The following is a 23,056-nucleotide window of genomic DNA, read 5'->3' as shown; positions in this document are numbered from 1 at the left end:
CCAGCGAATGGCCGGCTCATGTCTTATTTACGGGAGAAATGCACAACCAGTTTGTCGCCAACGGTTTGCAGTACCTGGACCAGAACCAGCAGCAACACCACTGTCACCACCATCACATCGGTCTGGAAACGCTGGTAACCGAAGCGGATCGCCAGGTCACCCAGACCACCGGCGCCCACGACTCCGGCCATCGCCGTGTAGGACACCAGTGTAATGGCTGTCACCGTAATCGCCGCGAAGATGCCCGGACGAGCCTCCGGCAGCAAGGCATTGGTGATGATCTGCCGTGTGGTTGCACCCATGGCCTGGGTCGCTTCGATGATGCCGCGATCCACTTCACGCAGGGCGGTTTCCACCAGACGGGCGAAGAACGGCGTGGCACCCACCACCAGCGGCGGGATCGCCCCCGCGACACCGAGGGACGTGCCGGTGATCAACACGGTGAACGGAATCATCACGATCAACAGGATGATGAACGGCAGCGAGCGCAGAATGTTCACCACCAGCGACAACATCGCGTAGACGCCTTTGGCTTCCAGCAACTGGCGCGGGCTGCACAAGAACAGCAGCACGCCCAGCGGCAAGCCGAGCAGCACGGTGAACAACAGCGAACCGCCAAGCATCAGCAAGGTGTCGCCAGTGGCCAGCCAGATTTCGAACCAGTCGATATTGGCGAAGAAACTTGTCAGGGCTTCCATTAACGCAGCACCTCCATGTGAACGTCGGCTGCGGTGAAGCGGGCGAACGCCGCTTCCATGTCACCGCCAGTGACGGCCAGGGTCAGTTGCCCGTAAGGGATGTCTTTGATGCGGTCGATGCGACCGGCGAGGATGCTGTAGTCCACACCGGTTTCCCGGGCGACGGTGCCCAGCAATGGCGCGTAGGTCGCTTCGCCCTGGAAGGTCAGGCGCAAGATGCGCCCCGGCACGTGAGCGAAGTCGTCACGCTGTTCGTTTTCGTCGATCTGCTCGTCTTCCTGCACGAAGCGCTTGGTGGTCGGGTGCTTCGGATGCAGGAACACCTCGGCCACCGAGCCTTGCTCGACGATCACGCCGGCGTCCATCACCGCGACCTGGTCGCAGACCCGGCGGATCACGTCCATCTCGTGGGTGATCAACACGATAGTCAGTTTCAGCTCGCGGTTGATCTCGGCCAGCAATTGCAACACAGATGCCGTGGTTTGCGGGTCGAGGGCGCTGGTGGCTTCATCGCACAGCAAAATTTTCGGCTTGGTCGCCAGGGCGCGGGCAATGCCGACACGCTGCTTCTGCCCGCCGGACAATTGCGCCGGGTACTTTTTCGCGTGGTCGGACAAGCCGACCCGTGCCAGCAACTCGGCCACGCGGGAGTCGATCTCGCTGCGCGACAGCTCGCCGGCCAGGGTCAGTGGCAGCGCGACGTTGTCGGCGACGGTCTTGGAGGCCAGCAGGTTGAAGTGCTGGAAAATCATCCCGACCTGCTGACGGAAACGTCGCAGGCCGTTGGCGTCGAGAGCGGTGACTTCTTCACCGTCGACGGTGATCTTGCCGCCACTGGCGTTTTCCAGGCGATTGATCAGACGCAGCAGGGTACTTTTTCCTGCACCGGAATGACCGATCAAGCCAAAAACCTGCCCGTTCTCAATCGTCAGACTGGTCGGATGCAGGGCGGGGATTTCCTTACCGGCGACGCGGTAGGTTTTGTGGACGTTTTGAAACTCGATCACGTAGCGAACCTTGTGGGGCGCGTTAGAAAAGGATCAGCGGTTAGCCGGGCGCGCATTTTAGCCTGTCCGTATAGAGGTTCTTAGCATTTATTTCGCATTTGTCCTGTCATTTGGCAATAACGCGATCAAAGGTCAGAAAAAAGGAATGGCTAAATTTGGGGACGGGAGGCGAAGGCCAAGGCGATTCCGGCCTGAGAGTTTTACTGCCAGATAGGACGCCTTCGCGGGCAAGCCCGCTCCCACAGGATTCTAGGTTTGTCACTTACGTTGTGGCTAACTCGGACATTGTGGGAGCGGGCTTGCTCCGGGCGGCGTTCCGACGAAGCTTTTCAGGGTTTGCGCGGGCTCAGGACCATCTGCGCCGGAACACTGCGCAAAATCTGCCGCTCCAGCTTCAGATCAAACTCAGGATCGAGCTTGTTCACCCGTTTGGTCAGCAAATTAGCCAGCCAAGGGTAATCGTTGGTGCGCGGCGCCTGAATGCTCACGTCGCACTGAAAGTTCACCACATCGGCGGCGATCGCATCCAGTTGGCGACGCAGTTTGCCCATGTCGTTGATGTTCAGCGCGACTGTGGTGCTTTCAGCCGTCAGATCGATCACCTTGGCTTTGGGCTTGGCTTCGGCAGCCTTGAGGGCGGCTTCGGCCTTTTCCAGCTCGGCCTTGCGCGCCTCGGCAATCGAGCCGTTGACTCCGCCGGTCAATGCCGGAGCCTTGGGCATCAGCGCGCGGGCACGGCTCAGGGCGGTCGCGGCGGCATCCACGTCACCCTTTTGCAGCACGATCTGGCTGCGGCGCAGGTAGGCTTCGGCCAGTTGCCGCTGGTATTGCTCAAGGGACGCATCGTTGGGCGATTCGGCCTGCAAGGCTGCCAACTGGTCTTCGGCGGTGGCCAGTTCATCGCCGGCGATGTTTTGTTCCAGCTGTACGATGGCCGCGGCCCGTGCATCGGCAGCCTCGGTGGCCGCCGGTGGCGTGCTTTGGCAGGCGCCCAGCAGCAAAGAAAATGCGACAAGGAGCAGATAACGGGAGGCGAACGACTTCATTCCTGCGACTCTCTATTTGCGCAAAAAACGAGCAAGTCTACACCCCTCGACGGGGCAGAACAAAACTCAGCAGAAACAGCACGGCGGCCGTGACTACAATTGACGGGCCGGCCGGGGTGTCCTTGAACCAGGACAGCGCCAGCCCGCCACACACGGCGAGTATGCCCAGCAAGCTCGCGCCCAGTGCCATCTGTTCCGGCGAGCGGGCGTGACGTTGTGCCGCAGCGGCCGGGATGATCAGCAATGAAGTGATCAGCAATACGCCGACGATTTTCATCGCCACGGCAATCACCACGGCGATCAACAGCATCAGGGCCAGGCGCAATCCCGCCACGGGCAAACCTTCGACCCTGGCCAGTTCTTCATGCACGGTGATCGCCAGCAATGGGCGCCACAACGAAACCAGCAAGACCAGTACCGCAGCGCTGCCGCCCAGGATCCAGGCCAGATCGGTCGGACTGATCGCCAGCAGGTCGCCGAACAGATAGGCCATCAGGTCGATCCGCACTTCGTGCATGAAGCTTAGTACCACCAGGCCCAGGGAGAGCGTGCTGGGTGCAAGAATTCCCAGAAGTGTGTCGGATGCCAGTGGCTGGCGTTGTTGCAAAGTCACCAGCAACACCGCCAACAGCAAGCAGCCAACGGTCACGGCAACGGTCGGGCTGACATCCAGCAGGAAGCCCAGGGCCACGCCGAGCAATGCGGCGTGGGACAGGGTGTCGCCGAAATAGGCCATGCGCCGCCAGACCACGAAAGACCCCAACGGGCCTGCGACGACGGCCAGGGCCAAGCCTGCAAGCAGGGCGTAGAGCAGAAAATCAGCCATGCTTGCAGCTATCTCCGTGTACATGGGGTTGGCCCGCCGCGGGCGCCTTGACCACCGAGCCATGCAGGTCGTGGGCGTGGTCGTGATGGTGGTGATAAATCGCCAGGCTTTGTGCGTTCTTTCCGAACAGCTCGACGAAAGCCGGATCGCCGCTGACCTGCTCGGGATGGCCGGAACAGCAGACGTGACGATTGAGACAAACCACCTGGTCCGTGGTGCTCATCACCAGATGCAAATCGTGGGAGACCATCAGCACGCCACAACCGTGACGGTCACGCAGGCGGGTGATCAGGCTGTACAGCTCAGCCTGGCCGGCCACGTCGACACCCTGTACCGGTTCGTCGAGTACCAGCAGTTCCGGTTCGCGCAACAAGGCCCGGGCCAGCAACACGCGTTGCATTTCGCCACCGGAAACGCTTTGCACCGGGCTGTCGATTACCTGTTCGGCACCGACTTCCTTGAGTGCCGCCAAGGCCATCGCACGGTCCACGCCCGGCACCAGGCGCAAGAAACGCAGGACCGACAGCGGGAGGGTCGGATCGACGTGAAGTTTTTGCGGCATGTAACCAACCCGCAGTTTCGGCTTGCGCCAGACGCTGCCGCTGTCCGGTTTCAACAGGCCGAGCACGGCACGCACCAGTGTGGTTTTGCCGGCGCCGTTGGGGCCGATCAGGGTCACGATCTGCCCCGGCTCGACACTCAGCTCGATGTTGTCCAGCACCGGTTGCCCGGCGAACGTGACCGCAACCTGCTCAAGACGAATCAGCGCGTTGCTCATCAAGCCCCCTGGCAACCCGAGCAGAGACCGATCACTTCGACGGTCTGGCCTTCGACGATAAACCCGACATCCCTGGCACTGGCGATGATCGCGTCGCTGATGGATTTTTGCTCAAGTTCGATCGCGGCGTGGCACATGCGGCAGATCAGGAACTGACCCTGGTGAGCATGTTCCGGGTGATTGCAGCCGATGAAGGCGTTGAGCGAGGAAATCCGATGGACCAGGCCGTTTTCCAGCAGGAAATCCAGCGCGCGATACACCGTCGGCGGCGCGGCGCGGCGGCCGTCCTGCTCGCTGAGGACCGCAAGAATGTCGTAGGCACCCAGGGGCTTGTGGCTTTGCCACACCAGTTCCAGCACCCGCCGACGCAATGCGGTCAGGCGCAGGCCTTGACGTGCGCACAGTGCATCAGCCTCGGACAAAGCGCTGTGAACGCAATGTGAGTGGTCGTGGGGACGGCTGGCAATCGGTGTTTTTAGCATGAGCGGCGACGAGTTTTGTGAGAGACGTTATTATGTTACCCGTTCTCGCCTCTTCGAGTGGTCATCGTGTCCCGACTTTTTTCTATCTTTGTCGCATTTATCGCAAGTTTTCTGCTGATCGGTTCGGCGCAGGCCGAGGTCAAGGTCCTTACAAGCATCAAGCCTCTGCAGTTGATCGCCGCAGCGGTGCAGGACGGTGTGGCGATTCCTGAAGTTTTACTGCCACCGGGTGCCTCGCCGCATAACTATGCGTTGCGCCCTTCCGACGTACGCAAGGTGCAATCGGTGGACCTGCTGTACTGGATCGGCCCGGACATGGAAGGTTTTCTGCCACGCGTGCTCAATGGTCGTACGCTTCCCAGCGTCGCCGTGCAGGACTTGCCAGGTATGAAACTGCGCCGCTTTGCCGAAGATAGCCACTCCCACGCCGAAGAAGCCGACGAACATGACCACGATCACCGTCCTGGCAGCCTGGATGCGCACCTGTGGTTGTCGCCGGTTAACGCCCGGGTCATCGCCACGAAAATGGCCGCTGACCTGAGTGCCGCCGATCCTGACAATGCTGCGCGCTATCAAAGCAATCTGAAAGCCTTCGACGAACGCCTCGATGCGTTGGATGCGCGCTTGAAGAAACGCCTGGCCGATGTTCAGGGCAAACCCTACTTCGTGTTCCACGAAGCTTTCGACTACTTCGAAGATGCCTACGGCCTCAAGCACGTGGGTGTGTTCAGCGTCGCGGCCGAAGTGCAGCCCGGTGCCCAGCATGTTGCGGCGATGCGCGCGCGTTTGCAGGAAGTCGGCAAGACCTGCGTGTTTAGCGAACCTCCGTTGCGTCCGCGCCTGGCGGAAACCCTGGTGGCGGGTTTGCCGGTGAAGCTGGCTGAACTGGATGCGCTGGGCGGGTACACGCCGGCGACAGCACAGGGCTATGAGCAGGTGCTGGAGAAATTGGGGAATGATCTGGCGGGGTGCCTGGAGTCGTTGTAACCGACACCAAACCCTGTGGGAGCAAGCTCGCTCCCACAGGTCAAAGCCTTTAAAGGGCGAAAGGCAACGGCGTATTGACCGTCTGCCGCTGCGCCAGGCGCAACTGGAACTCCATCGGATCGTGAATTAGCACATCCTGCCCGGCGAACGCCTGCGCCGCGATCAAGCGTGACAACCAGAACCGTACGCAAGCCACCCGCAGCATGGTCGGCCACAACTCGGCTTCGGCAGCGGTGAACGGTCGCAAGGCCGCGTAAGCACCCAACAAGGCCCGCGCTCGCGGTCCATCGATCACGCCATCGTCGTCCGAGCACCAGTCGTTCAAGGCAATCGCCACGTCGTAGAGCATCGGCCCGGAGCAGGCGTTGTAGAAATCGATCAGCCCGGTCAGGTGCGTGCCTTCGAACATCGCGTTGTCGCGGAACAGGTCGGCGTGAATGTTCGCCCGCGGCAGTGCCAGGATTTTTTCTTTCTGTCGGGTGATTTCTTCCAGTGCCCGCTGCAACAGGTCTTTCTGCTCGGCACCGAGGTGCGACAAAAACTGCGTACCCTCTTCCAGCATCCAGTCCAGACCGCGATCGGTTTTGCGCTTGATCATGTTGGCCTGGGTCGCCAGGTGCAGATGGCCGAGCAACTCACCGACCTGCGCGCAATGTTGCGCGTTGGCTTGCTTGATGTGCTTGCCGGCCAGGCGCGGTTGCAGCAACGCAGGTTTGCCCGCCAGTTCGCGCAAGGCCACGCCGTCGGTGGTGCGCAGGGCGTAAGGCACCGGCAGGTCGGCGCCGTGCAGCACGTCGAGCAACTCGATGAAGAACGGCATTTCCTGAACCGGACCGCGCTCGACCAGGGTCAGGACAAATTCGCCCTGCTCCAGGCTGATAAAGAAATTGGTGTTTTCGCTACCGGCGGCAATCCCCTGGAAATCAAGCAGGCGGCCGAGGCCATAAGGGGCGAGAAAAGCTTCCAGCTCGGGCCGAGCCAGGGGGGTGAACACAGACATGTTTAAACTGCCAGTACGGGCGCTGCTGTTGAGCCAGCGCCGATTAAAGTTAAGGACGACTTACCACTTAAAAATTTCCCACGCCGGAATCAGCATATCCGGGTAATCAGAGCGGATGAAGTTACCTTCTGATCCGTCGGCGCGTACCAGGAAGTACGGCTTGCCGCCTTTGGGCGTGACTTTGATCGCATACAGAAAGCCGTTTTGGCGGTATTCCTGGATGAGCTTGTCCCCTTCCGTGCGGATCGTGACATCTGGCTCCGGTGTCGGCGCATCGTCGGCCGCCATGACGGCCAATGGGGCGATTGCAAACAAGCCAGCCAGCAACAGGCGATTTGGTGTGCGCATGATAACCTTGTCCCTTTGTCGTCAACGGTCCCGCTATTCTAGCGCCGGACCCGCCGAAAAGGTTGATCCTGCTCATGAGCCAAGCCCCCCTCGTCCTGGTGGACGGTTCTTCTTACTTGTACCGCGCCTTTCACGCGCTGCCACCGCTGACCACATCCAAAGGCCTGCCGACCGGCGCGGTCAAGGGCGTGTTGAACATGCTCAAGAGCCTGCGCAAGCAGTATCCGGACAGTCCGTTCGCCGTGGTGTTCGACGCCAAGGGTGGGACTTTTCGCGATGACATGTACGCCGAATACAAGGCCAACCGTCCGAGCATGCCTGACGACATGCGCGTGCAGATCGAGCCGCTGCACCAGAGCGTGATCGCCCTGGGCTTCCCGTTGCTGTGCGTCGAAGGTGTCGAGGCCGATGACGTGATCGGCACCCTGGCCCGCAGCAGCGCGGCGGCGGACCGTCCGGTGATCATCTCCACCGGTGACAAGGACATGGCGCAACTGGTCGACGGGCACATTACCTTGGTCAACACCATGACCGGTAGCAGCATGGACGTGGAGGGCGTGAAGGAGAAATTCGGCGTCGCTCCCGAGCAGATCATCGATTATCTGGCGCTCATGGGCGATTCTTCCGACAACATTCCGGGCGTTCCGGGTATCGGCCCGAAGACGGCTTCAGGCCTGCTGGTCGGTGTGAACGGCGGCCTGACCGAGCTCTATGCAAAGCTCGACATCGTGCCGACCCTGCCGATTCGCGGCGCCAAGACCTTGCCGGCCAAGCTCGAAGAGCACAAGGAAATGGCCTTCCTTTCGTATCAACTGGCGACCATCAAGGTTGACGTGCCGCTGGATATTGGCCTCGACGACTTGCAAATGGGCGAGGAAGATCAGGCGAAACTCTACGAGTTGTACAGCCTGCTGGAGTTCAAGAGTTGGCTGAACGACCTTGATCGCGACGCCAAACGCCTGGAGCTGAGCGCTGCCGCCGAGCCTGCGCCGGCCGCCGATCTGTTCAGCGAATCAGAGGCCGAAGCACCGGCCGCCGCTGCTGAAGCCGCCTATGAAACCATCCTCGATCAGGCGCGGTTCAATGTCTGGCTGGAAAAACTGAACAACGCCAAGCTGTTTGCCTTCGACACCGAAACCACCGGCATCGACGCGCAGCAGGCACAACTGGTGGGCCTGTCGTTCGCGGTTCAGGCTAACGAAGCGGCCTACATCCCGTTGACCCATTCCTACATCGGCGTGCCGCAGCAGCTGGATCGTGACACGGTCCTGCGCGCACTCAAGCCGATTCTCGAAGACCCGAACAAGCTCAAGGTCGGCCAGCACGCCAAGTTCGACATGAACATCCTGGCCAACTGCGCCATCGGCGGTGATCAGGACAACGGCATCACCGTGCGCGGCATCGCTTTCGACACCATGCTTGAGTCCTACGTGCTCAATTCCACGGCCACGCGCCATGACATGGACAGCCTCGCGCAGAAGTATCTGGACCACACCACGGTGAGCTTCCAGGACATCGCCGGCAAAGGCGTGAAACAGCTGACGTTCGATCAGATCGCCCTGGAGCAGGCCGGGCCTTACGCCGCCGAAGATGCGGATATCACCTTGCGTCTGCACCAGACCCTGTTCGAAAAGCTCTCGGCCATTCCGAGCCTGGCCAGCGTACTGACTGACATTGAAATTCCGTTGGTGCCGGTGCTGGCGCGTATCGAGCGCCAAGGCGCATTCGTCGACGCCGCCTTGCTGGGCGTGCAAAGCATCGAACTGGGCGACAAGATGGTGGCGCTGGAGCGTGAGGCCTTCGAGATTGCCGGCGAGGAATTCAACCTCGGCTCGCCCAAGCAACTTGGCGTGATCCTTTACGAGAAGCTCGGCCTGCCGGTATTGAAGAAAACCGCCAAGGGCCAGCCATCCACCGCCGAAGAAGTGCTGGCCAAACTGGCTGAAGACGACTATCGGTTGCCGAAAGTGCTCATGGAATACCGTTCCATGAGCAAGCTGAAAAGCACTTATACCGACCGTCTGCCGGAGCAGATCAACCCGCGTACCGGGCGGATCCATACCTCGTATCACCAGGCGGTAGCGTCCACCGGGCGGCTGTCCTCCAGCGATCCGAACCTGCAGAACATTCCGGTGCGCACCGCCGAAGGGCGTCGCATCCGCCAGGCCTTCGTGGCCCCGACTGGTTACAAGCTGCTGGCGGCGGACTACTCGCAGATCGAGTTACGGATCATGGCGCATCTGTCCCGGGATGAAGGGCTGATGAACGCCTTCCGCCACAATCTGGACGTCCACACCGCGACCGCCGCCGAAGTGTTCAAGGTCGAACTGGCCGACGTGAGCTCCGACCAGCGCCGTAGCGCCAAGGCGATCAACTTCGGCCTGATCTATGGCATGGGTGCGCAGAAGCTCGGCAAGGACATCGGCGTCGACACCAAGACTGCCAAGGCCTACATCGATACCTACTTCGCCCGATACCCCGGCGTTCGCCAGTACATGGACCGCACGCGCGCCCAGGCCGCCGAGCAAGGTTATGTCGAGACGTTCTTCGGCCGTCGCCTGTACCTGCCGGACATCAATTCCAACAAGCCGCAAGAACGTGCCGCCGCCGAACGCACGGCGATCAACGCCCCGATGCAAGGCACCGCTGCGGACATCATCAAGAAAGCCATGGTCGCGGTGGATAACTGGCTGACCGCGTCTGGCCTCGACGCCAAAGTCATCTTGCAGGTGCACGATGAACTGGTGCTTGAGGTGCGAGAAGATCTGGTCGACCAGGTTCGCGATGAAATTCGCGTGCACATGAGCGAAGCTGCGAAACTGGATGTGCCGTTGCTGGTCGAAGTGGGTGTTGGAAATAACTGGGATGAGGCTCACTGAGCCTTCCTGTAGGAGCAAGCTCGCTCCTACAGAAAAATGTCGTGTTCTGCTGCGGCATAGTGCCGCGGCAGAAGGGCGCAAATCGCTTGGTCCGGAAAATTATCAGAGTTATTCCAAAGCCATTTGAAAAAAATCTGAACTAATCTTGCGAACCACCACTCAGAGTTACTGAATGGCTGGTGAAGCCCTTCGATGCTCCTATGTTGTGTTAAGTGTTGGCAGATATCTGGACCCCGCCCTAGCGGTCTAGAGCTTGAACCCCGGAACTTCCTCCTCCCCATAGAAGTCCGGGGTTTTTTTTGCCCGCAGAAAACTGCCTGGGGGACGTCCCAGACAGTTTTCGTGGCTTACTGGGCTTCTACCTCGGCACCCTTGTCCGCCAGCTCCATCCAGCCTGCCAGCACTGTGTAGGCATCTTCCAGGCCCATACGTTTTGGGGCCGAGAACAGCTGAATTGTCACGAGATCGCCCCAGCCCTTGCGGATTTCCGCCTGAACCTTGAGCAGCGTGTTCTTGGCCGCGCCATAGGTCAGCTTGTCCGCTTTGGTCAGCAGAATGTGCATCGGCATGCCGGCAGCCACGGCCCAGTCGAGCATCAGCAGGTCGAAATCGGTCATCGGATGGCGGATGTCCATCATCAGGATCAGACCTTTCAAACTCTCGCGCCCACCCAGATAAGCCTCCAGGTGACGCTGCCAGTGTTGCTTGAGCGGGATCGGTACTTTTGCATAACCGTAGCCCGGCAGGTCGACCAGACGGCGTTCATCGTCTAGCTTGAAGAAGTTCAACAGCTGTGTGCGCCCCGGGGTTTTCGAGGTGCGCGCCAGGCTGGCATGAGTCAGGGTGTTCAAGGCACTCGACTTGCCGGCGTTGGAACGCCCGGCGAAGGCGACTTCGAAGCCCTCGTCATCCGGACATTGGTCGACTTTGGCGGCGCTGAGCATGAAGGTGGACTGTTGGCACAGACCGAGGATGGGATTCTTGAGTTGCATGGGATTTCCGATGTGGGCGGCGCCAGGAATGGGCGCGGCAAGCAGTGTCGCTTCCGTTTCAGTGACGCCAGTATATAATGCCGCAGATTTTGTGTGCGCTTTGTCCCAGCGTAGGATGAAGTTCACGAGAGCGACAGACCTTGATTGCGCACTAGAACGCAGCTCGCTCTCAACCCTGAAAAGGTCGTTTTATGACGAAATGGCTGCTAGCTGCCGGTGTCTTGATGCCGCTTTACAGCGCTCAGGCTACACAGGATCCGGAAGCTGTGTACAACCGTGTTTGTGGTGCCTGTCATTCCGGCCAACTCCCCATGGCGCCGAAAAAAGGCGATCAGGAAGCTTGGACGCCGAGGTTGGCGAAAGGTATGGAGACGCTGGTGCAACACGTGACCCAGGGTTTCAAGGCGATGCCGCCGCGTGGTTTGTGCATGGACTGCAGTGCCGAGGATTACCAAGCCATCATCCTTTGGATGAGCGAGTAAGCCCGGTCCATAACTCTTAACCCTTAGCCGTAGTTGGATTAGCTGATGAAGAAATTGATCGTGAGTCTGCTGTTGACCGTGGGCATCTCCGGCATGGCCCATGCTGCAGGTGAGGCAGTAAAACCTGGTGACAAAGCAGCTGGCCAGGCAAAAGCCGCCGTATGTGGCGCCTGCCACGGTCCGGATGGCAACAGCATGGCGCCAAATTTTCCGAAACTGGCGGGTCAGGGTGAACGCTACCTGACCAAGCAATTGCTCGACATCAAGTCGGGCAAGCGCACCGTACTGGAAATGACTGGCCTGCTGACCAACCTGAGCGATCAGGATCTGGCGGACATCGCCGCCTACTTCGCCAGCCAGAAAGGCAGCGTCGGGGCCGCCGACGAGAAGCTGGTCAAGCGCGGCGAGAATTTGTTCCGTGGCGGTGACATGGCCAAGGGCCTGCCAGCCTGCACCGGCTGCCACTCGCCAAATGGCGCAGGTAACGCGGCTGCCGGCTTCCCGCACCTGGGTGGCCAGCACGCTCAATACGTCGCCAAGCAACTGACCGATTTCCGCAAGGAAGACGGTGGTCGCACCAACGATGGCGATGCCAAAACCATGCAGACCATCGCCAAGCGGCTGAGTGACGAAGACATCGCCGCGGTCTCCAGCTACATTCAAGGCCTGCACTAAGGCCGGCGGTTCGGGCGTTGGACGGGGTGCTTATCGCCTGCAATGTTAACGCTCGATTAATCCGTTGCAACGAGTATAAAAAGGGTGGCTTTGGCCGCCCTTTTTTGTGGCCGCTGCCGTTACACTACAGAACTCAAGCCCGCCAGGATCTGTCTGAAAACAAGTCGCGCGAGGCGATAAAATTTGTCCAGGAGTAAAGCATGCGTAATCTGATCATCAGCGCCGTTTTTGCCGCTGCCAGCCTGTTCGGCATGACTGCCCAGGCCGCTGAAGCCCCCGCCGCACCTTATGTCGAACTGAGCAATCCGGTTCCGGTCGCCGTGCCAGGCAAGATCGAAGTGGTAGAGCTGTTCTGGTACGGCTGCCCGCATTGCTACGCCTTCGAGCCGGTGATCAATCCGTGGGTCGAGAAGCTGCCTACGGACGTGAACTTCGTGCGCATCCCGGCCATGTTCGGTGGCGCGTGGGATGCTCACGGTCAGATGTTCCTGACCCTTGAAGCCATGGGTGTCGAGCACAACGTTCACGCCGCGGTATTCAACGCGATTCAGAAAGAACACAAGAAACTGACCGACAAGGATGACATGGCTGACTTCCTCGCTACCCAAGGCGTGGACAAGGACAAGTTCCTGGCCACCTTCGATTCGTTCGCCATCAAGGGCCAGATCAATAAGGCTAAAGAGCTGGCGAAGAAGTACGAAATCTCCGGCGTTCCAACCATGATCGTCAACGGCAAGTACCGCTTTGACGTGGGCTCCGCCGGCGGTGCCGAACAGGCCCTGCAACTGGCCGACAAACTGATCGACAAAGAGCGAGCGGCTAACAAGGCTGCCGCCAACTAAGGGCAGTCACTGCCATGCGCCGATGGGGTACTGAACGCATCGTTGGCCTGCATGATCCGCGGGTCAACGAGCATCATCTGGAGTCCACGGGCCTGCCCGCAGACAGTCGTCTGCGCTTGCTCAGTTTCAATATCCAGGTCGGCATCAGTACCGAGCGTTATCGGCATTACCTGACCCGAGGCTGGCAACATCTGTTACCGCACACCGGGCGAGCCGATAATCTGCAGAAAATCGGCAATCTGCTAGGCGACTTCGATCTGGTCGCCTTGCAGGAAGCCGATGGCGGCAGCCTGCGATCAGGCTACGTCAATCAGGTCGAACACCTGGCCCAGCTCGGCGCCTTTCCCTACTGGTATCAACAACTCAATCGCAATCTCGGTCGCCTGGCCCAGCACAGCAATGGCGTGCTCAGCCGATTGCGCCCGTGGGCCATTGAAGATCATCCGTTGCCGGGGCCAAAGGGTCGCGGAGCCATTCTGGTAAGGTTCGGCGAAGGCCCGGAAGCGCTGGTAGTGGTCATGATGCACCTGGCATTGGGCGCCCGGGCGCGCAGCCTGCAACTGGCCTACATCCGCGAGTTGATTGGTGATTACAAACACCAGGTACTGATGGGCGACATGAACACCCATGCCAGTGACCTTCTGCAAAACTCCGCGTTGCGCGATCTCGGTCTGCTTGCGCCGCAAATGGAGGCGACGTTTCCCAGCTGGCGCCCACAGCGCTGCCTGGACCATATCCTGCTGAGCCCGAGCCTGACCCTGGAAAAGGTCGAGGTGTTGGCACAGCCCATTTCCGATCACCTGCCGGTCGCGGTAGAAATTCGTCTGCCGGGTTCGCTCACGGCCGATGCATTGCCCGCGTTGAGTCCTGCCCTTCGCGGATCCCATGAATGAGCGACGAAGCACAGCGCTGGAAAGAGAAATACCTCAAAAGCATCGAACAACAGGAAAAGCTCGAACGTCGCTGGGACGCGCGGCTCGACTTGCTGCGCCGTGGGCTGGTGCGCAGTACCCTGGCGGCGGAAGGGACTGACCGCTCCGTTGACCAATGCATGAAGGAAATGCGTGAGGTCGTGCGCACCGATGACATGGACGCCGGCCTGGCCGCCCTGATTCCACGCCTGGAAAAAGCCGTGCTCGACTCCGAGCAGCGTCGGGAAACCCGGATCAACCAGACCAGTGCCGCCCTGACTGCGCTGGTCACTCAGTTGCAAACATTGCCGCTGCCACGGGATGTGAGCCGGCCACTCAAGACTTTCGCCAGGCAACTGGATGCGCGGGTCAGTCAGGCACGTGAGATACCGTTGTTGCTCAGCGAGCTGAGTGGCTTGCAAGGCAAGGCCTTGAACCAGCTGGAGACCCCGACGGAGCACGGACGGCCGGGCTTGCTGCAGCGGTTGTTCGGCGGTCGTGAAGCGGAGGAAATGGCCACATCGCCTGCCCAGGCCTGCGCCTCGTCGTCTGCCGAAGCGGTGGCCCCGCCTGCTGCCGAGCGCGTTGAAGCAGAACCTTCGCCATCCGAACCCCTCGTGACTGAGTCTGCTCCGGTAATCGTGACCTTTGCATCGGCGGTCGAGGAGCCTCAGCCCGCCAGCATTTCAGAAGTGCAACCCGGCGCCGAAATCGAATCGGTCGAACAATCCGTTTCGAAAACCATCGCGACTGTCCCCGAGCCGGAAGTGAACCCTGACGAGCTGACCGCGCAAACATCGCCGGATAGCCTGCCCTTGGCGGATATTGCGGCCGAGGGCGTGGCCGTCGTCGATCATGCGCCCGAACACGATATTCTCTACGCACTCCCGGACTCCCCCGAGCCCTCCTACAGCTCGGTGGCCAGTCACATCGAAGACACGCTGCTGGGGCTGCTCGACGACCTGACATTGCCCGAGCGTCATCGCCCGCAAGCCGAATCCATGCGCGATCGTCTGAAAAACGGTCTGAACTGGTACGAATTGCTACCGATCCTCGACGATTTCGCCACGTTGATGCTGGCCATTACCGACAGCGGCCAGCATGAGTTCGAAGCCTATCTGCAACGACTGAACGAGCGCCTCGAATCGTTCCAGAGCAACTTGCAGGCCGCCACCGCAGGACACGCCGACAATCGGTCGGCCGCGCGGCAGATGGATACGCAGATCCGCGAACAGGTCGATGGCTTGCAAAGCAGCATGCAGGAAGCCGCGGACCTGGAAGATCTCAAGCACGTTCTGGAAAACCATCTCGAAGGCTTGCTGGGTACCATGGACCAGCACCAGAAACAGCGCGATGAGCGCGAGCAAGAGGTCGCTGCGCGCCTGCACAGCCTGGCCGAGCGGGTCGCCCATATGGAGCAGGAGGCCCAGGGTTACCGCGAGCACCTTGAAGAGCAACGTCAGAAGGCATTGGTCGACCCGTTGACCGGGCTGCCCAACCGCGCGGCCTGGAGCGAGCGCCTTGATCATGAAGTCAAACAATGGCAGCAACATGGCAACACGCTGCTGCTGGCCATGCTCGACCTCGATCATTTCAAGCGCATCAACGATAACTACGGGCACCTGGCCGGTGACAAAGTGTTGAAAATCATCGCCAGTGTGTTGCGCAAGCGTCTGCGCGGGACGGATTTCATTGCCCGGTTTGGCGGCGAAGAGTTTGTACTGTTGATGCCAGCCACGGTGCCGGCGGCGGGACTGAAGTTGCTGGAAAGCTTGCGTGCCTCCATTGAGGCCTGTCCGTTCCACTTCAAGGGAGAGCCGGTGACCATCACCGTGTCTATCGGAATGACGGCGTTCAGGCCGGGTGAGCATGGCGATCAAGCGCTTAAAAGAGCCGATCAGGCACTGTATCGCGCAAAAAATGCAGGCCGCAACCGGGTGGAACCGGGCTGAGTATCATTTGTTCCAATTTGTTTAATTCGATGCGATTGCCGTCAGTCCGCAAGGCATTACGTTACACTGTTGCATTATTGTCTTGTGTGTACTGCCTTTCGCCATGAAATATTTTGCTCTGATCGTGTCACTGATTCTGCTGGCCGGCTGTACCAGCGGTCCCCGTTATGACACCAGCCACCCATCGGCCAATTACGATAGCCGCGTGCAATTTGTGGTGGTGCATTACACCAATGCCTCGCTGGAGCGTTCGTTGCAATTGCTGACCCACGGTGAAGTCAGCAGCCATTACCTGATCGGCGACGACAAGGGCGCCACCATCTATAAGCTGATGGATGAAAATGTGCGGGCCTGGCACGCCGGGGAGAGCGAGTGGAATGGCCGGACCTGGCTGAATTCCAGTTCCATCGGTATCGAAATCGTCAATCCAGGGTTCAAGGACACCCCGACTGGACGCGTGTGGTATCCCTACACCGAGGATCAGGTCCAGTCGTTGATCGTGTTGCTCAAGGACATCAGCAAGCGTCATGGCATAAGGCCGCGCGACATCGTTGGCCATAGCGATATTGCACCGTTTCGCAAGCTGGACCCGGGGCCGCTGTTCCCCTGGAAGCGTCTGGCCGCCGAAGGCTTGGGCATTTGGCCGAACGAACAGTCGGTGGCGCGCCAGCAAATGCAGTTCGCCGAACAGTTGCCGAGCATCAGCTGGTTTCAGGCGCAATTGGCTCACCTGGGTTATGCCTCGCCACAAACCGGCGAGCTCGATGTCGCGACACGACATGTGATAGCGGCATTCCAGATGCATTTTCGCCCGGCGCGCTTCGATGGCACTCCGGATGCGCAAACTGCAGCAATTCTTTTGGTGTTGAATCAGACAAAATAATGACGCCCGCCCGACGGTCCGGGCGTTTTCCCAATCAGCAGCTATAACTCATTGGTAATCCTTCGGATATTCCACAATGACTGCTGCTCGAGAGACCTTCCGTAGTTGGTTCCATCGCCCCTGGTTCCTGGGGCTGATGTCTACTGCCCTGAGCGCAACGTTATTGATGGCCGGCAGCCTGTTCGTCGCCATACACCAGGTCGAGCAAAACGAAAGCGAAGAAATGAATGCTCAGGGTGAACGCTTTCTCGCCCGCCTGGAACAGCTCTTCGGGCAACTGCGTGAAAGCCTTGACGATCTTGAAGCGCAACCGTTGCGCGGTTGCGATGCTGAAATGATCGCAACCTTGCAACAGGTTTCGTTCAATTATCGCTTCGTCTACGAAGCCGCCTACATGGACTCCTCGCGAATCTGCTCCAATCGCCCTCGTCAGGAAGGGCTGTCGCTGAGTCGGTCACCAGACATCAAAGGCCCGACGTACAGCTATTGGCTCAACACCACCACCGAACCCGATGAAAACCGCGCCGCGCTGATGCTCGGGCGCGGGAATTTCCGGGTCGCGACCTCTCGCGGGCATTTGACCGATATGGTCGACCTGTCGCCGGGCAGCAGCCTGCTGGTAGTCCTGGACCATGGCACGCGCGCGATTCCGGTGCTGGGTGTTACTCAGGTTTGGCCGCCGGCCAAGGTCTGGCCACCGAAAAACCGCGATGCGCTACAAATCACCCAGACACGCCTGATTTACCGCATGCCCACCGACAACCCGGAGTATCAATTGGTGTTGATCAGCCCGCGCAGCGGCATGCATATCCCGACAGTCTGGTGGTGGTTGCTGCCAGCCAGCATCGCGCTGGGCACGTGCGTTGGGTTCCTGGTGTTTCTGCTGGTACGCCAGCGGCAGTCGCTGGACGCCGAACTGGCCGGCGCGATTCGCCGTGGCGAGTTGCAGGTGCTGTATCAACCGATCTTCGACCTCGATAGCCGCAACTGTGTCGGGGCTGAAGCGCTGCTGCGCTGGCGCAGGCCGGACGGCACCCTGACCAGTCCCGACCTGTTCATTCCGATGGCGGAGAACACCGGGCAAATTCGCCAGATGACGGACTTCGTCCTGCAACGCCTGCTCGAGCAGCTCGGACAGTTGCTGCGTGCCAATCCGCAACTGTACATCTCGGTCAATCTCGCGGCGTGTGACGTGATGGTTCCGCGGATCGGCCAGGTGATGGCGCGGTTGCTGACCCTGCACCGCGTCGCTGCGCGGCAAATTGCCTTTGAGGTCACCGAGCGTGGACTGGTCGATGTGGTGGTGGCCCGGGAAAACCTGCAATCGTTGAGGGATGTCGGGCACCAGGTGTTGATCGACGACTTTGGTACCGGCTATTGCAGTCTCGCTTATTTGCAAACCCTGCCGGTGGATTGCCTGAAAATCGACAAGGCGTTCATTGATGCGTTGGGTCATGACGCCGCCAGCAGCGGTGTGGCCCCGCACATCATTCACATGGCCCAGTCGCTGCACCTGAAGGTGATTGCCGAAGGCATTGAACATGAGGCCCAGGCGGAGTTCCTGAGCAGTGAAGGCGTGAAGTTCGGCCAGGGCTGGCTGTTCGCCCGCGCGCTGAGCGCAGTGCAGTTCATTGAACTGATTACCCGGGGGCGGCGTCTGGCCGGCCGGCGCCTGGATGACGAAGCGTGACGGTGACCTAAACGGTCAGCGCCATGTAGAACTGAGTACCCTGCCCCGGCCGTGAATAGACGCCCATCCGCCCGCCATGCAATTGCACGATTTCCTTGCACAGTGCCAGGCCGAGTCCGGCCCCGCCCTTCTTGCGTCCAACCTGCACGAACGGCTCGAAGATCCGCCCCTGCTGACCGTAGGCAATGCCTTCGCCATTGTCCTCGACACTGATAATGACCCGGTCGCCATGGCGCCGGGCCTGCAAGCGTATCCGTCCGCCGGAACCGGTGTGACGCAAGGCGTTGTCGAGCAGGTTGTCGAGTACCCGGTCCAGTTGTGGCTGGTCGGCCTGCAACCGCGGTAATGGCCCCTGCACTTCCACCAGCAGATTGATTTCCTTCTCTTGGGCCGATGTGGCAAAGCGTGCCTGAGCCTGTTCCAGCAAAGCCTCGATGGAACACGGTGCCAGGCTGAGTTTCTGCAAGCCGTTCTGGTAGCGGGAGAAATTCAGCAGGTCATTGATCAACTGCATCAGCCGCTGCATCTCTTCATTCACGGTATCGAGCAGGTCGGCTTCCCGGGAATCCGGGGCAAAGTGTGCGCGCTCACGGAACAATCCGAATGCCATATGCATGCCGGTGACCGGTGTGCGTAATTCATGGGAGGCGCGCAATACAAATTCGCTGCGCACCCGTTCGAAGGCCCGCTGTTCCGTGACGTCATGCAGCACCATCACGGCACCGAGAATATGGCCCTGGGTATGGCTGACCGGGGTCAGGCTAAAGGTCAGCAGTCGCGACTCGCCGTCGACTTCGATACTCAGGTCTTCCGGCGCCCGTTCCAGCGTGCCGCCGCGCAGCACCAGATGCAGCTGCTCATCGAGTTCGGGGCGCTCCAGCGCCGTACCCAACCCTTGACCCAGGCGATCGGACTCCCAGCCTAATTGGCGCTGGGCCACGGGATTAAGGTGTTCCAGATGGCCCTGACGGTCGATCATCAGCAGTCCGTCGTCGATGCTGTCGAGTACGGCCTGCAAACGCTGCTGCCCGGCCAGCAGTTCATCAACGTTGGTGGCCTGATGTTCACGCAGCGATTGGGCCATGATCCCGAAACGCCGGGTCAGTTGGTTCATCTCCACCGCCGAAGAGATCGGCAGGGTGACATCGAAATTGCCTTGGCCGATATTGTCCGCCGCCTTGGCCAATGCCTCGATGGGCTCCCCGAAGCGCCGGGCGATGGCCTGCGCGGTCACGAAGCCGATGATCAGCACCGCCAGCCCCACCAAGCCAAGCAACCCGGCAATCAGCAGTGCCCGCTCTCGGGCCTGGCGCTCGGTATCGTTAATGTTATCCAGTGCGCGCTTGTGCTCGGCGATCAGGCCATTGCGTAGCGCGTTGAATTTTTCCGTCAGGTTGTCGTGGCTGCTGAGCACATTCGACGGGGCCGGGGACGTTTCATAAGCCTGGATAAAGCGCTCGTAGTCGGCCTTGGCTTTTCTGAAGCCGTACTCGCTGCCGGTCTCCGCCGGTTCCTGGGCGATGCCTTCCTCCAGCAGTTCGAAGTAATGCTGCTTCGAGGCGGCGAAAGCGGCGGAGTCAGGTTTCTCGCTGAGCATGATGATCAGTTGATCACCCAGGGTCTGACGCAGCTTGAGCCCCAGGTCCAGAGTGACGAAGTTGTTGCGGATGAGCACTTCCTGGCTGCCGGCCATCTGCATCACGCTGACCAGCCCGAGCAAGAGCCCAAGCAACGCGACGGTGATCAGTGCGGAGATGCTCAGGAAAAGCCGGGTCCGCAATTTCATCGCCAGTTTCATCGGTTATTGCTCACAAGTTGTACTGCTTGCGTTTGCGGTACAGCGTCGAGGCGTCGATGCCCAGGATTTTGGCCGCTTGATCCAGCGTGTCGGCAGTGGCAAGGACCGCGCCGATGTGGGCCTTTTCCAGCTCATCCAGGCTCAGTGCCGCGCCGATGCGCGGTGCATTGTTGGCCGGGGTTTCGGCCATGCCCAGATGACTGATCTCGACCAGCTCCTGCGGACAGATGATGCTCGCCCGCTCGATCACGTTGCGCAGCTCACGGATGTTGCCGGGCCAGCGATAGCTCAGCAGCACTTCCCGGGCCTCGTCGCTGAAGGCGCGCGCGGGACGGGCGTATTCCTTGACGAAGCGCGCCAGGAAACGATCGGCGAGGTTGAGAATATCTTCGCGGCGTTCGCGTAGTGGCGGCAGGTGCAAGGTAATGACATTCAGGCGATAGAGCAGGTCTTCACGGAAACGACCGTCGCGGGCCATGTCCTCAAGGTTGCGGTTGGTGGCCGCAAGGATGCGCACATCGGCGCGGCGGGTCACCGGGTCACCGACGCGCTCATATTCCTTGTCCTGAATAAAACGCAGCAACTTCGGCTGCAATGTCAGAGGAAAGTCGCCGATCTCGTCGAGAAACAGCGTCCCGCCGTCAGCCTGGTTGACTCGGCCCAAGGTGCTTTCGCTGGCACCGGTGAAAGCGCCGCGGCTGTGGCCGAAGAGTTCGCTTTCCATGAGGTCGGCGGTCAGCGACGGGCAGTTGATCGTGACGCAGGATTTCTTCGCGCGTTTGCTCCAGCCGTGAATGGCTTGGGACAGTTCGCCCTTGCCGGTACCGGATTCACCAAGAATCAGAATATTGGCATCGGTCGTGGCAACCTGGCGGGCGGTTTCGAGTACCACTTTCATGGCTGGGCTGTGGGAGTCCAGACCATCCATGGGCTTGCGCACTTCACCTTCCAGGGCTTCCAGGCGCGCCGACAATTGCCGCACTTCCAGTTGCTTGGCGGTTGCCAGCCGCAATTGATCCGGGCTGCACGGTTTGACCAGATAGTCGGCGGCACCGGCCTGGATCGCATCCACCGCCGTGTCGACGGCTGAGTGCGCGGTGACAATCACCACCCGCATCCAGGGTGCCTGGATACGCATCTGGGCCAGCACATCGAGGCCGTTGTCTTCACCCAGACGCAAATCGAGGAAGCACAGGTCGAAGACCTGTCGCTGCAACAGGGCTTCTGCCTGCGCGGCGCTGGTAGCGGTGGCCACGCTGTAGCCTTCGTCTTCGAGGCAGTAACGGAAAGTACGCAGGATGGCGGACTCATCATCCACTAGCAGAATGCGGCCTTGATGCTCAGTGGCTGATTCCATTTTCCTACGCTCCTTAATGAATGATCTTGGTTTGGTCCTGGAAAAATCGGGCAAGTTGCATGATTGATTCTGAGCCATTCCCGTCATGGCAGGGTAGCTTTCATCCCATGTATCGGTTAGCCGGCTGATTTTGTGGGTCTGTTAATAGATGCCCGATTTCTTACAACAGCCTGTGTGTATTTCTGACATCCGCGCCTTCCTCTCAATTCAAAAAATTTACGCCTTCCTACAAACGAATCGTGCAATACGCACGACTGCACACGTGGCATCGTGCAGGATGCGTGCGAAGTGATTTTTTTGATATTCATAACATATTGAAATTAAAGAAAATTTATTCGAGTCAAGGCTGGCATGCAGGCTGCAATTGTCTGGTTGACCAGGGCATTCAAAAACAAACGCCCGTTATCGAATACCGACCCGATCGGTAGGAGCTTCAGGATGAACCGTCAACGTGCCGCCCACCTGCACCTCTCGCCTGTGCATATCCAGCAAGGGGTGTTTGCTGTTCTGGCGCTGTTGATCACCTTGATCGGCGGCCAGCAGTTTCTGCGCTGGGAGCAGTGTCAGCAGCCGGAAGCGCCATGTCTGTCGATTCAGCATCCAGCCCAAACCCATTTCAGTGCTGTCAGCAGCGGTCAGGCCGATAGCACCCCGATGCGCATGATGGATGTCGACCAGGCCGGGCCTGTGGGTGAGATGCGTCATCAAGAGCGTTGGGTGTTCTAGGCAAAACTTCCGCCGCACCCCATGCGCCGGGAAATGCAGCACCTCTAAACAGAAACGTAAGGAGAATCACCATGTTGAGCTGGGCAATCACATTTCTGATCATCGCCATCATCGCCGCCGTACTAGGCTTCGGTGGTATCGCGGGCACCGCCACGGGTATCGCCAAGATTCTGTTCGTCGTGTTCCTGGTGATGTTCGTTGCCTCCTTTTTCTTTGGCCGTCGCGGTCGAGGCTGATATGAGAGGGTTGTTGAATACACTGGCTGCGCCACCTGAGGAAGGCCGGCGCATGACCAAGGGGTCGGGACGTTCTGCCTGTTTCAGGGGCGGAGTGACCTACGGGTACAGGGAGTACCTGCGCAAGGGCCGGGTCTGGAAAAGCTGCTGCGCAAGTTCGCCGGACCGCCATGGTTCGACGGGCTTGCGAAGGGCTTGATCACGCAACACATTGAAATAGAGCGCTCGTCCCGGTTTCATCACTGTTATCGCTTCCTCGTCCTTGTTACGTCGGAAATTACTTTTCCCGGTGTTTCAGCAGCGACCGTATATCGAGAAAAATCACCTTTCTTTGGCCGCGATTTTTCGCTTCGTTCGGCGGGATTTTGCTGGAAAATCAACGCTCGGCCACTGCTCAAAAAACATTCAATCTGCTCTGTGATGGCCGGTTCACGGCACTTATGCCTGCCGAAATGTCGTAT

The 23,056-nt window shown here is 59.7% G+C and carries 22 protein-coding genes; 11 read left to right on the top strand and 11 right to left on the bottom strand.

Translation table 11 applies throughout. The features are described from left to right. Positions 1-23 precede the first annotated feature (23 nt). The 6 genes from PMI29_RS05910 to zur all read right to left on the bottom strand — a co-directional run bounded on the left by PMI29_RS05910 (position 24) and on the right by zur (position 4,837). On the bottom strand, positions 24-698 hold the full coding sequence (locus PMI29_RS05910) for a methionine ABC transporter permease (RefSeq protein ID WP_008002212.1): 675 nt from the start codon (positions 696-698) through the stop codon (positions 24-26). Then, the gene (locus PMI29_RS05915) at positions 698-1,705 is read right to left on the bottom strand and encodes a methionine ABC transporter ATP-binding protein (protein WP_008002210.1); all 1,008 of its coding nucleotides are present in this window, start codon (positions 1,703-1,705) and stop codon (positions 698-700) included. Before PMI29_RS05915 ends, PMI29_RS05910 begins: the two co-directional genes overlap by 1 nt. 329 nt (positions 1,706-2,034) lie before the next feature. Further along, positions 2,035-2,751 carry a PA5502 family lipoprotein gene (locus tag PMI29_RS05920; RefSeq protein WP_008002208.1) on the bottom strand — a complete coding sequence of 239 codons (717 nt, stop codon included), beginning with the start codon at positions 2,749-2,751 and terminating at the stop codon, positions 2,035-2,037. A 37-nt stretch (positions 2,752-2,788) separates the two neighbouring features. Continuing rightward, positions 2,789-3,577: a zinc ABC transporter permease subunit ZnuB gene (gene znuB, locus PMI29_RS05925; protein ID WP_008002205.1), complete on the bottom strand. Its 789-nt coding sequence runs from the start codon at positions 3,575-3,577 to the stop codon at positions 2,789-2,791. Then, on the bottom strand, positions 3,570-4,355 hold the full coding sequence (znuC, locus tag PMI29_RS05930) for a zinc ABC transporter ATP-binding protein ZnuC (protein ID WP_008002203.1): 786 nt from the start codon (positions 4,353-4,355) through the stop codon (positions 3,570-3,572). The genes znuB and znuC overlap by 8 nt, the downstream gene beginning before the upstream one ends. After that, positions 4,355-4,837, bottom strand: a complete 483-nt coding sequence (gene zur, locus PMI29_RS05935) for a zinc uptake transcriptional repressor Zur (RefSeq protein ID WP_008002200.1) — start codon at positions 4,835-4,837, stop codon at positions 4,355-4,357. Before zur ends, znuC begins: the two co-directional genes overlap by 1 nt. A gap of 66 nt (positions 4,838-4,903) precedes the next feature. Between zur and znuA the strand changes: the two genes are divergently transcribed. Next, entirely contained in the window at positions 4,904-5,824 is a 921-nt protein-coding gene (gene znuA, locus PMI29_RS05940; protein WP_008002198.1) for a zinc ABC transporter substrate-binding protein ZnuA, read from the top strand. Between the two features lie 49 nt (positions 5,825-5,873). On the opposite strand, the gene PMI29_RS05945 is transcribed toward znuA, so the two are convergent. Both PMI29_RS05945 and PMI29_RS05950 read right to left on the bottom strand, forming a co-directional pair. Then, positions 5,874-6,824, bottom strand: coding sequence for a homoserine kinase (locus PMI29_RS05945; RefSeq protein ID WP_008002196.1), 951 nt, complete (start codon positions 6,822-6,824; stop codon positions 5,874-5,876). Between the two features lie 60 nt (positions 6,825-6,884). Beyond that, entirely contained in the window at positions 6,885-7,172 is a 288-nt protein-coding gene (locus tag PMI29_RS05950) for a DUF2782 domain-containing protein (protein WP_007989414.1), read from the bottom strand. A gap of 74 nt (positions 7,173-7,246) precedes the next feature. Here PMI29_RS05950 and polA point away from each other — a divergent pair, with 74 nt between their 5' ends. Continuing rightward, positions 7,247-10,051: a DNA polymerase I gene (polA, locus tag PMI29_RS05955; protein ID WP_008002194.1), complete on the top strand. Its 2,805-nt coding sequence runs from the start codon at positions 7,247-7,249 to the stop codon at positions 10,049-10,051. Between the two features lie 347 nt (positions 10,052-10,398). On the opposite strand, the gene yihA is transcribed toward polA, so the two are convergent. After that, positions 10,399-11,043 (bottom strand): ribosome biogenesis GTP-binding protein YihA/YsxC, encoded by a 645-nt coding sequence (gene yihA, locus PMI29_RS05960; RefSeq protein WP_008002192.1) that lies wholly within the window; start codon positions 11,041-11,043, stop codon positions 10,399-10,401. A 191-nt stretch (positions 11,044-11,234) separates the two neighbouring features. On the opposite strand from yihA, the gene PMI29_RS05965 reads away from it, so the two are divergent. From PMI29_RS05965 to PMI29_RS05995, 7 genes are all read left to right on the top strand, one after another. Continuing rightward, complete coding sequence (locus PMI29_RS05965; protein WP_008002190.1) at positions 11,235-11,525, top strand: c-type cytochrome; 291 nt, start codon at positions 11,235-11,237, stop codon at positions 11,523-11,525. 45 nt (positions 11,526-11,570) lie between these two features. Further along, positions 11,571-12,200 carry a c-type cytochrome gene (locus tag PMI29_RS05970; RefSeq protein WP_008002188.1) on the top strand — a complete coding sequence of 210 codons (630 nt, stop codon included), beginning with the start codon at positions 11,571-11,573 and terminating at the stop codon, positions 12,198-12,200. Between the two features lie 200 nt (positions 12,201-12,400). Then, complete coding sequence (locus tag PMI29_RS05975; RefSeq protein ID WP_008002186.1) at positions 12,401-13,042, top strand: thiol:disulfide interchange protein DsbA/DsbL; 642 nt, start codon at positions 12,401-12,403, stop codon at positions 13,040-13,042. 14 nt (positions 13,043-13,056) lie between these two features. After that, on the top strand, positions 13,057-13,935 hold the full coding sequence (locus PMI29_RS05980; RefSeq protein WP_008002184.1) for an endonuclease/exonuclease/phosphatase family protein: 879 nt from the start codon (positions 13,057-13,059) through the stop codon (positions 13,933-13,935). Continuing rightward, positions 13,932-15,905 (top strand): GGDEF domain-containing protein, encoded by a 1,974-nt coding sequence (locus tag PMI29_RS05985; RefSeq protein WP_008002182.1) that lies wholly within the window; start codon positions 13,932-13,934, stop codon positions 15,903-15,905. Before PMI29_RS05980 ends, PMI29_RS05985 begins: the two co-directional genes overlap by 4 nt. 103 nt (positions 15,906-16,008) lie before the next feature. Then, the gene (locus tag PMI29_RS05990) at positions 16,009-16,788 is read left to right on the top strand and encodes an N-acetylmuramoyl-L-alanine amidase (protein ID WP_008002180.1); all 780 of its coding nucleotides are present in this window, start codon (positions 16,009-16,011) and stop codon (positions 16,786-16,788) included. Positions 16,789-16,864: 76 nt separating this feature from the next. Further along, positions 16,865-18,478, top strand: coding sequence for an EAL domain-containing protein (locus PMI29_RS05995; RefSeq protein ID WP_008002179.1), 1,614 nt, complete (start codon positions 16,865-16,867; stop codon positions 18,476-18,478). Positions 18,479-18,485: 7 nt separating this feature from the next. Here the strand turns inward: PMI29_RS05995 and PMI29_RS06000 are convergent, their stop codons facing one another. Both PMI29_RS06000 and algB read right to left on the bottom strand, forming a co-directional pair. Next, positions 18,486-20,276 carry a KinB sensor domain-containing domain gene (locus PMI29_RS06000; RefSeq protein WP_008002177.1) on the bottom strand — a complete coding sequence of 597 codons (1,791 nt, stop codon included), beginning with the start codon at positions 20,274-20,276 and terminating at the stop codon, positions 18,486-18,488. Positions 20,277-20,286: 10 nt separating this feature from the next. After that, positions 20,287-21,633 (bottom strand): sigma-54-dependent response regulator transcription factor AlgB, encoded by a 1,347-nt coding sequence (algB, locus tag PMI29_RS06005; protein ID WP_008002175.1) that lies wholly within the window; start codon positions 21,631-21,633, stop codon positions 20,287-20,289. 438 nt (positions 21,634-22,071) lie between these two features. On the opposite strand from algB, the gene PMI29_RS06010 reads away from it, so the two are divergent. Both PMI29_RS06010 and PMI29_RS31460 read left to right on the top strand, forming a co-directional pair. Next, complete coding sequence (locus tag PMI29_RS06010; RefSeq protein ID WP_008002174.1) at positions 22,072-22,359, top strand: hypothetical protein; 288 nt, start codon at positions 22,072-22,074, stop codon at positions 22,357-22,359. A gap of 71 nt (positions 22,360-22,430) precedes the next feature. Next, entirely contained in the window at positions 22,431-22,595 is a 165-nt protein-coding gene (locus PMI29_RS31460; RefSeq protein WP_008002172.1) for a DUF1328 domain-containing protein, read from the top strand. Positions 22,596-23,056 lie beyond the last annotated feature (461 nt).

This window comes from Pseudomonas sp. GM49, from assembly GCF_000282355.1.
Taxonomy (GTDB): Bacteria; Pseudomonadota; Gammaproteobacteria; order Pseudomonadales; family Pseudomonadaceae; genus Aquipseudomonas.
Note: the sequence above shows the minus strand (reverse complement) of the source record. Positions and strands in the feature narration are given on the sequence as shown.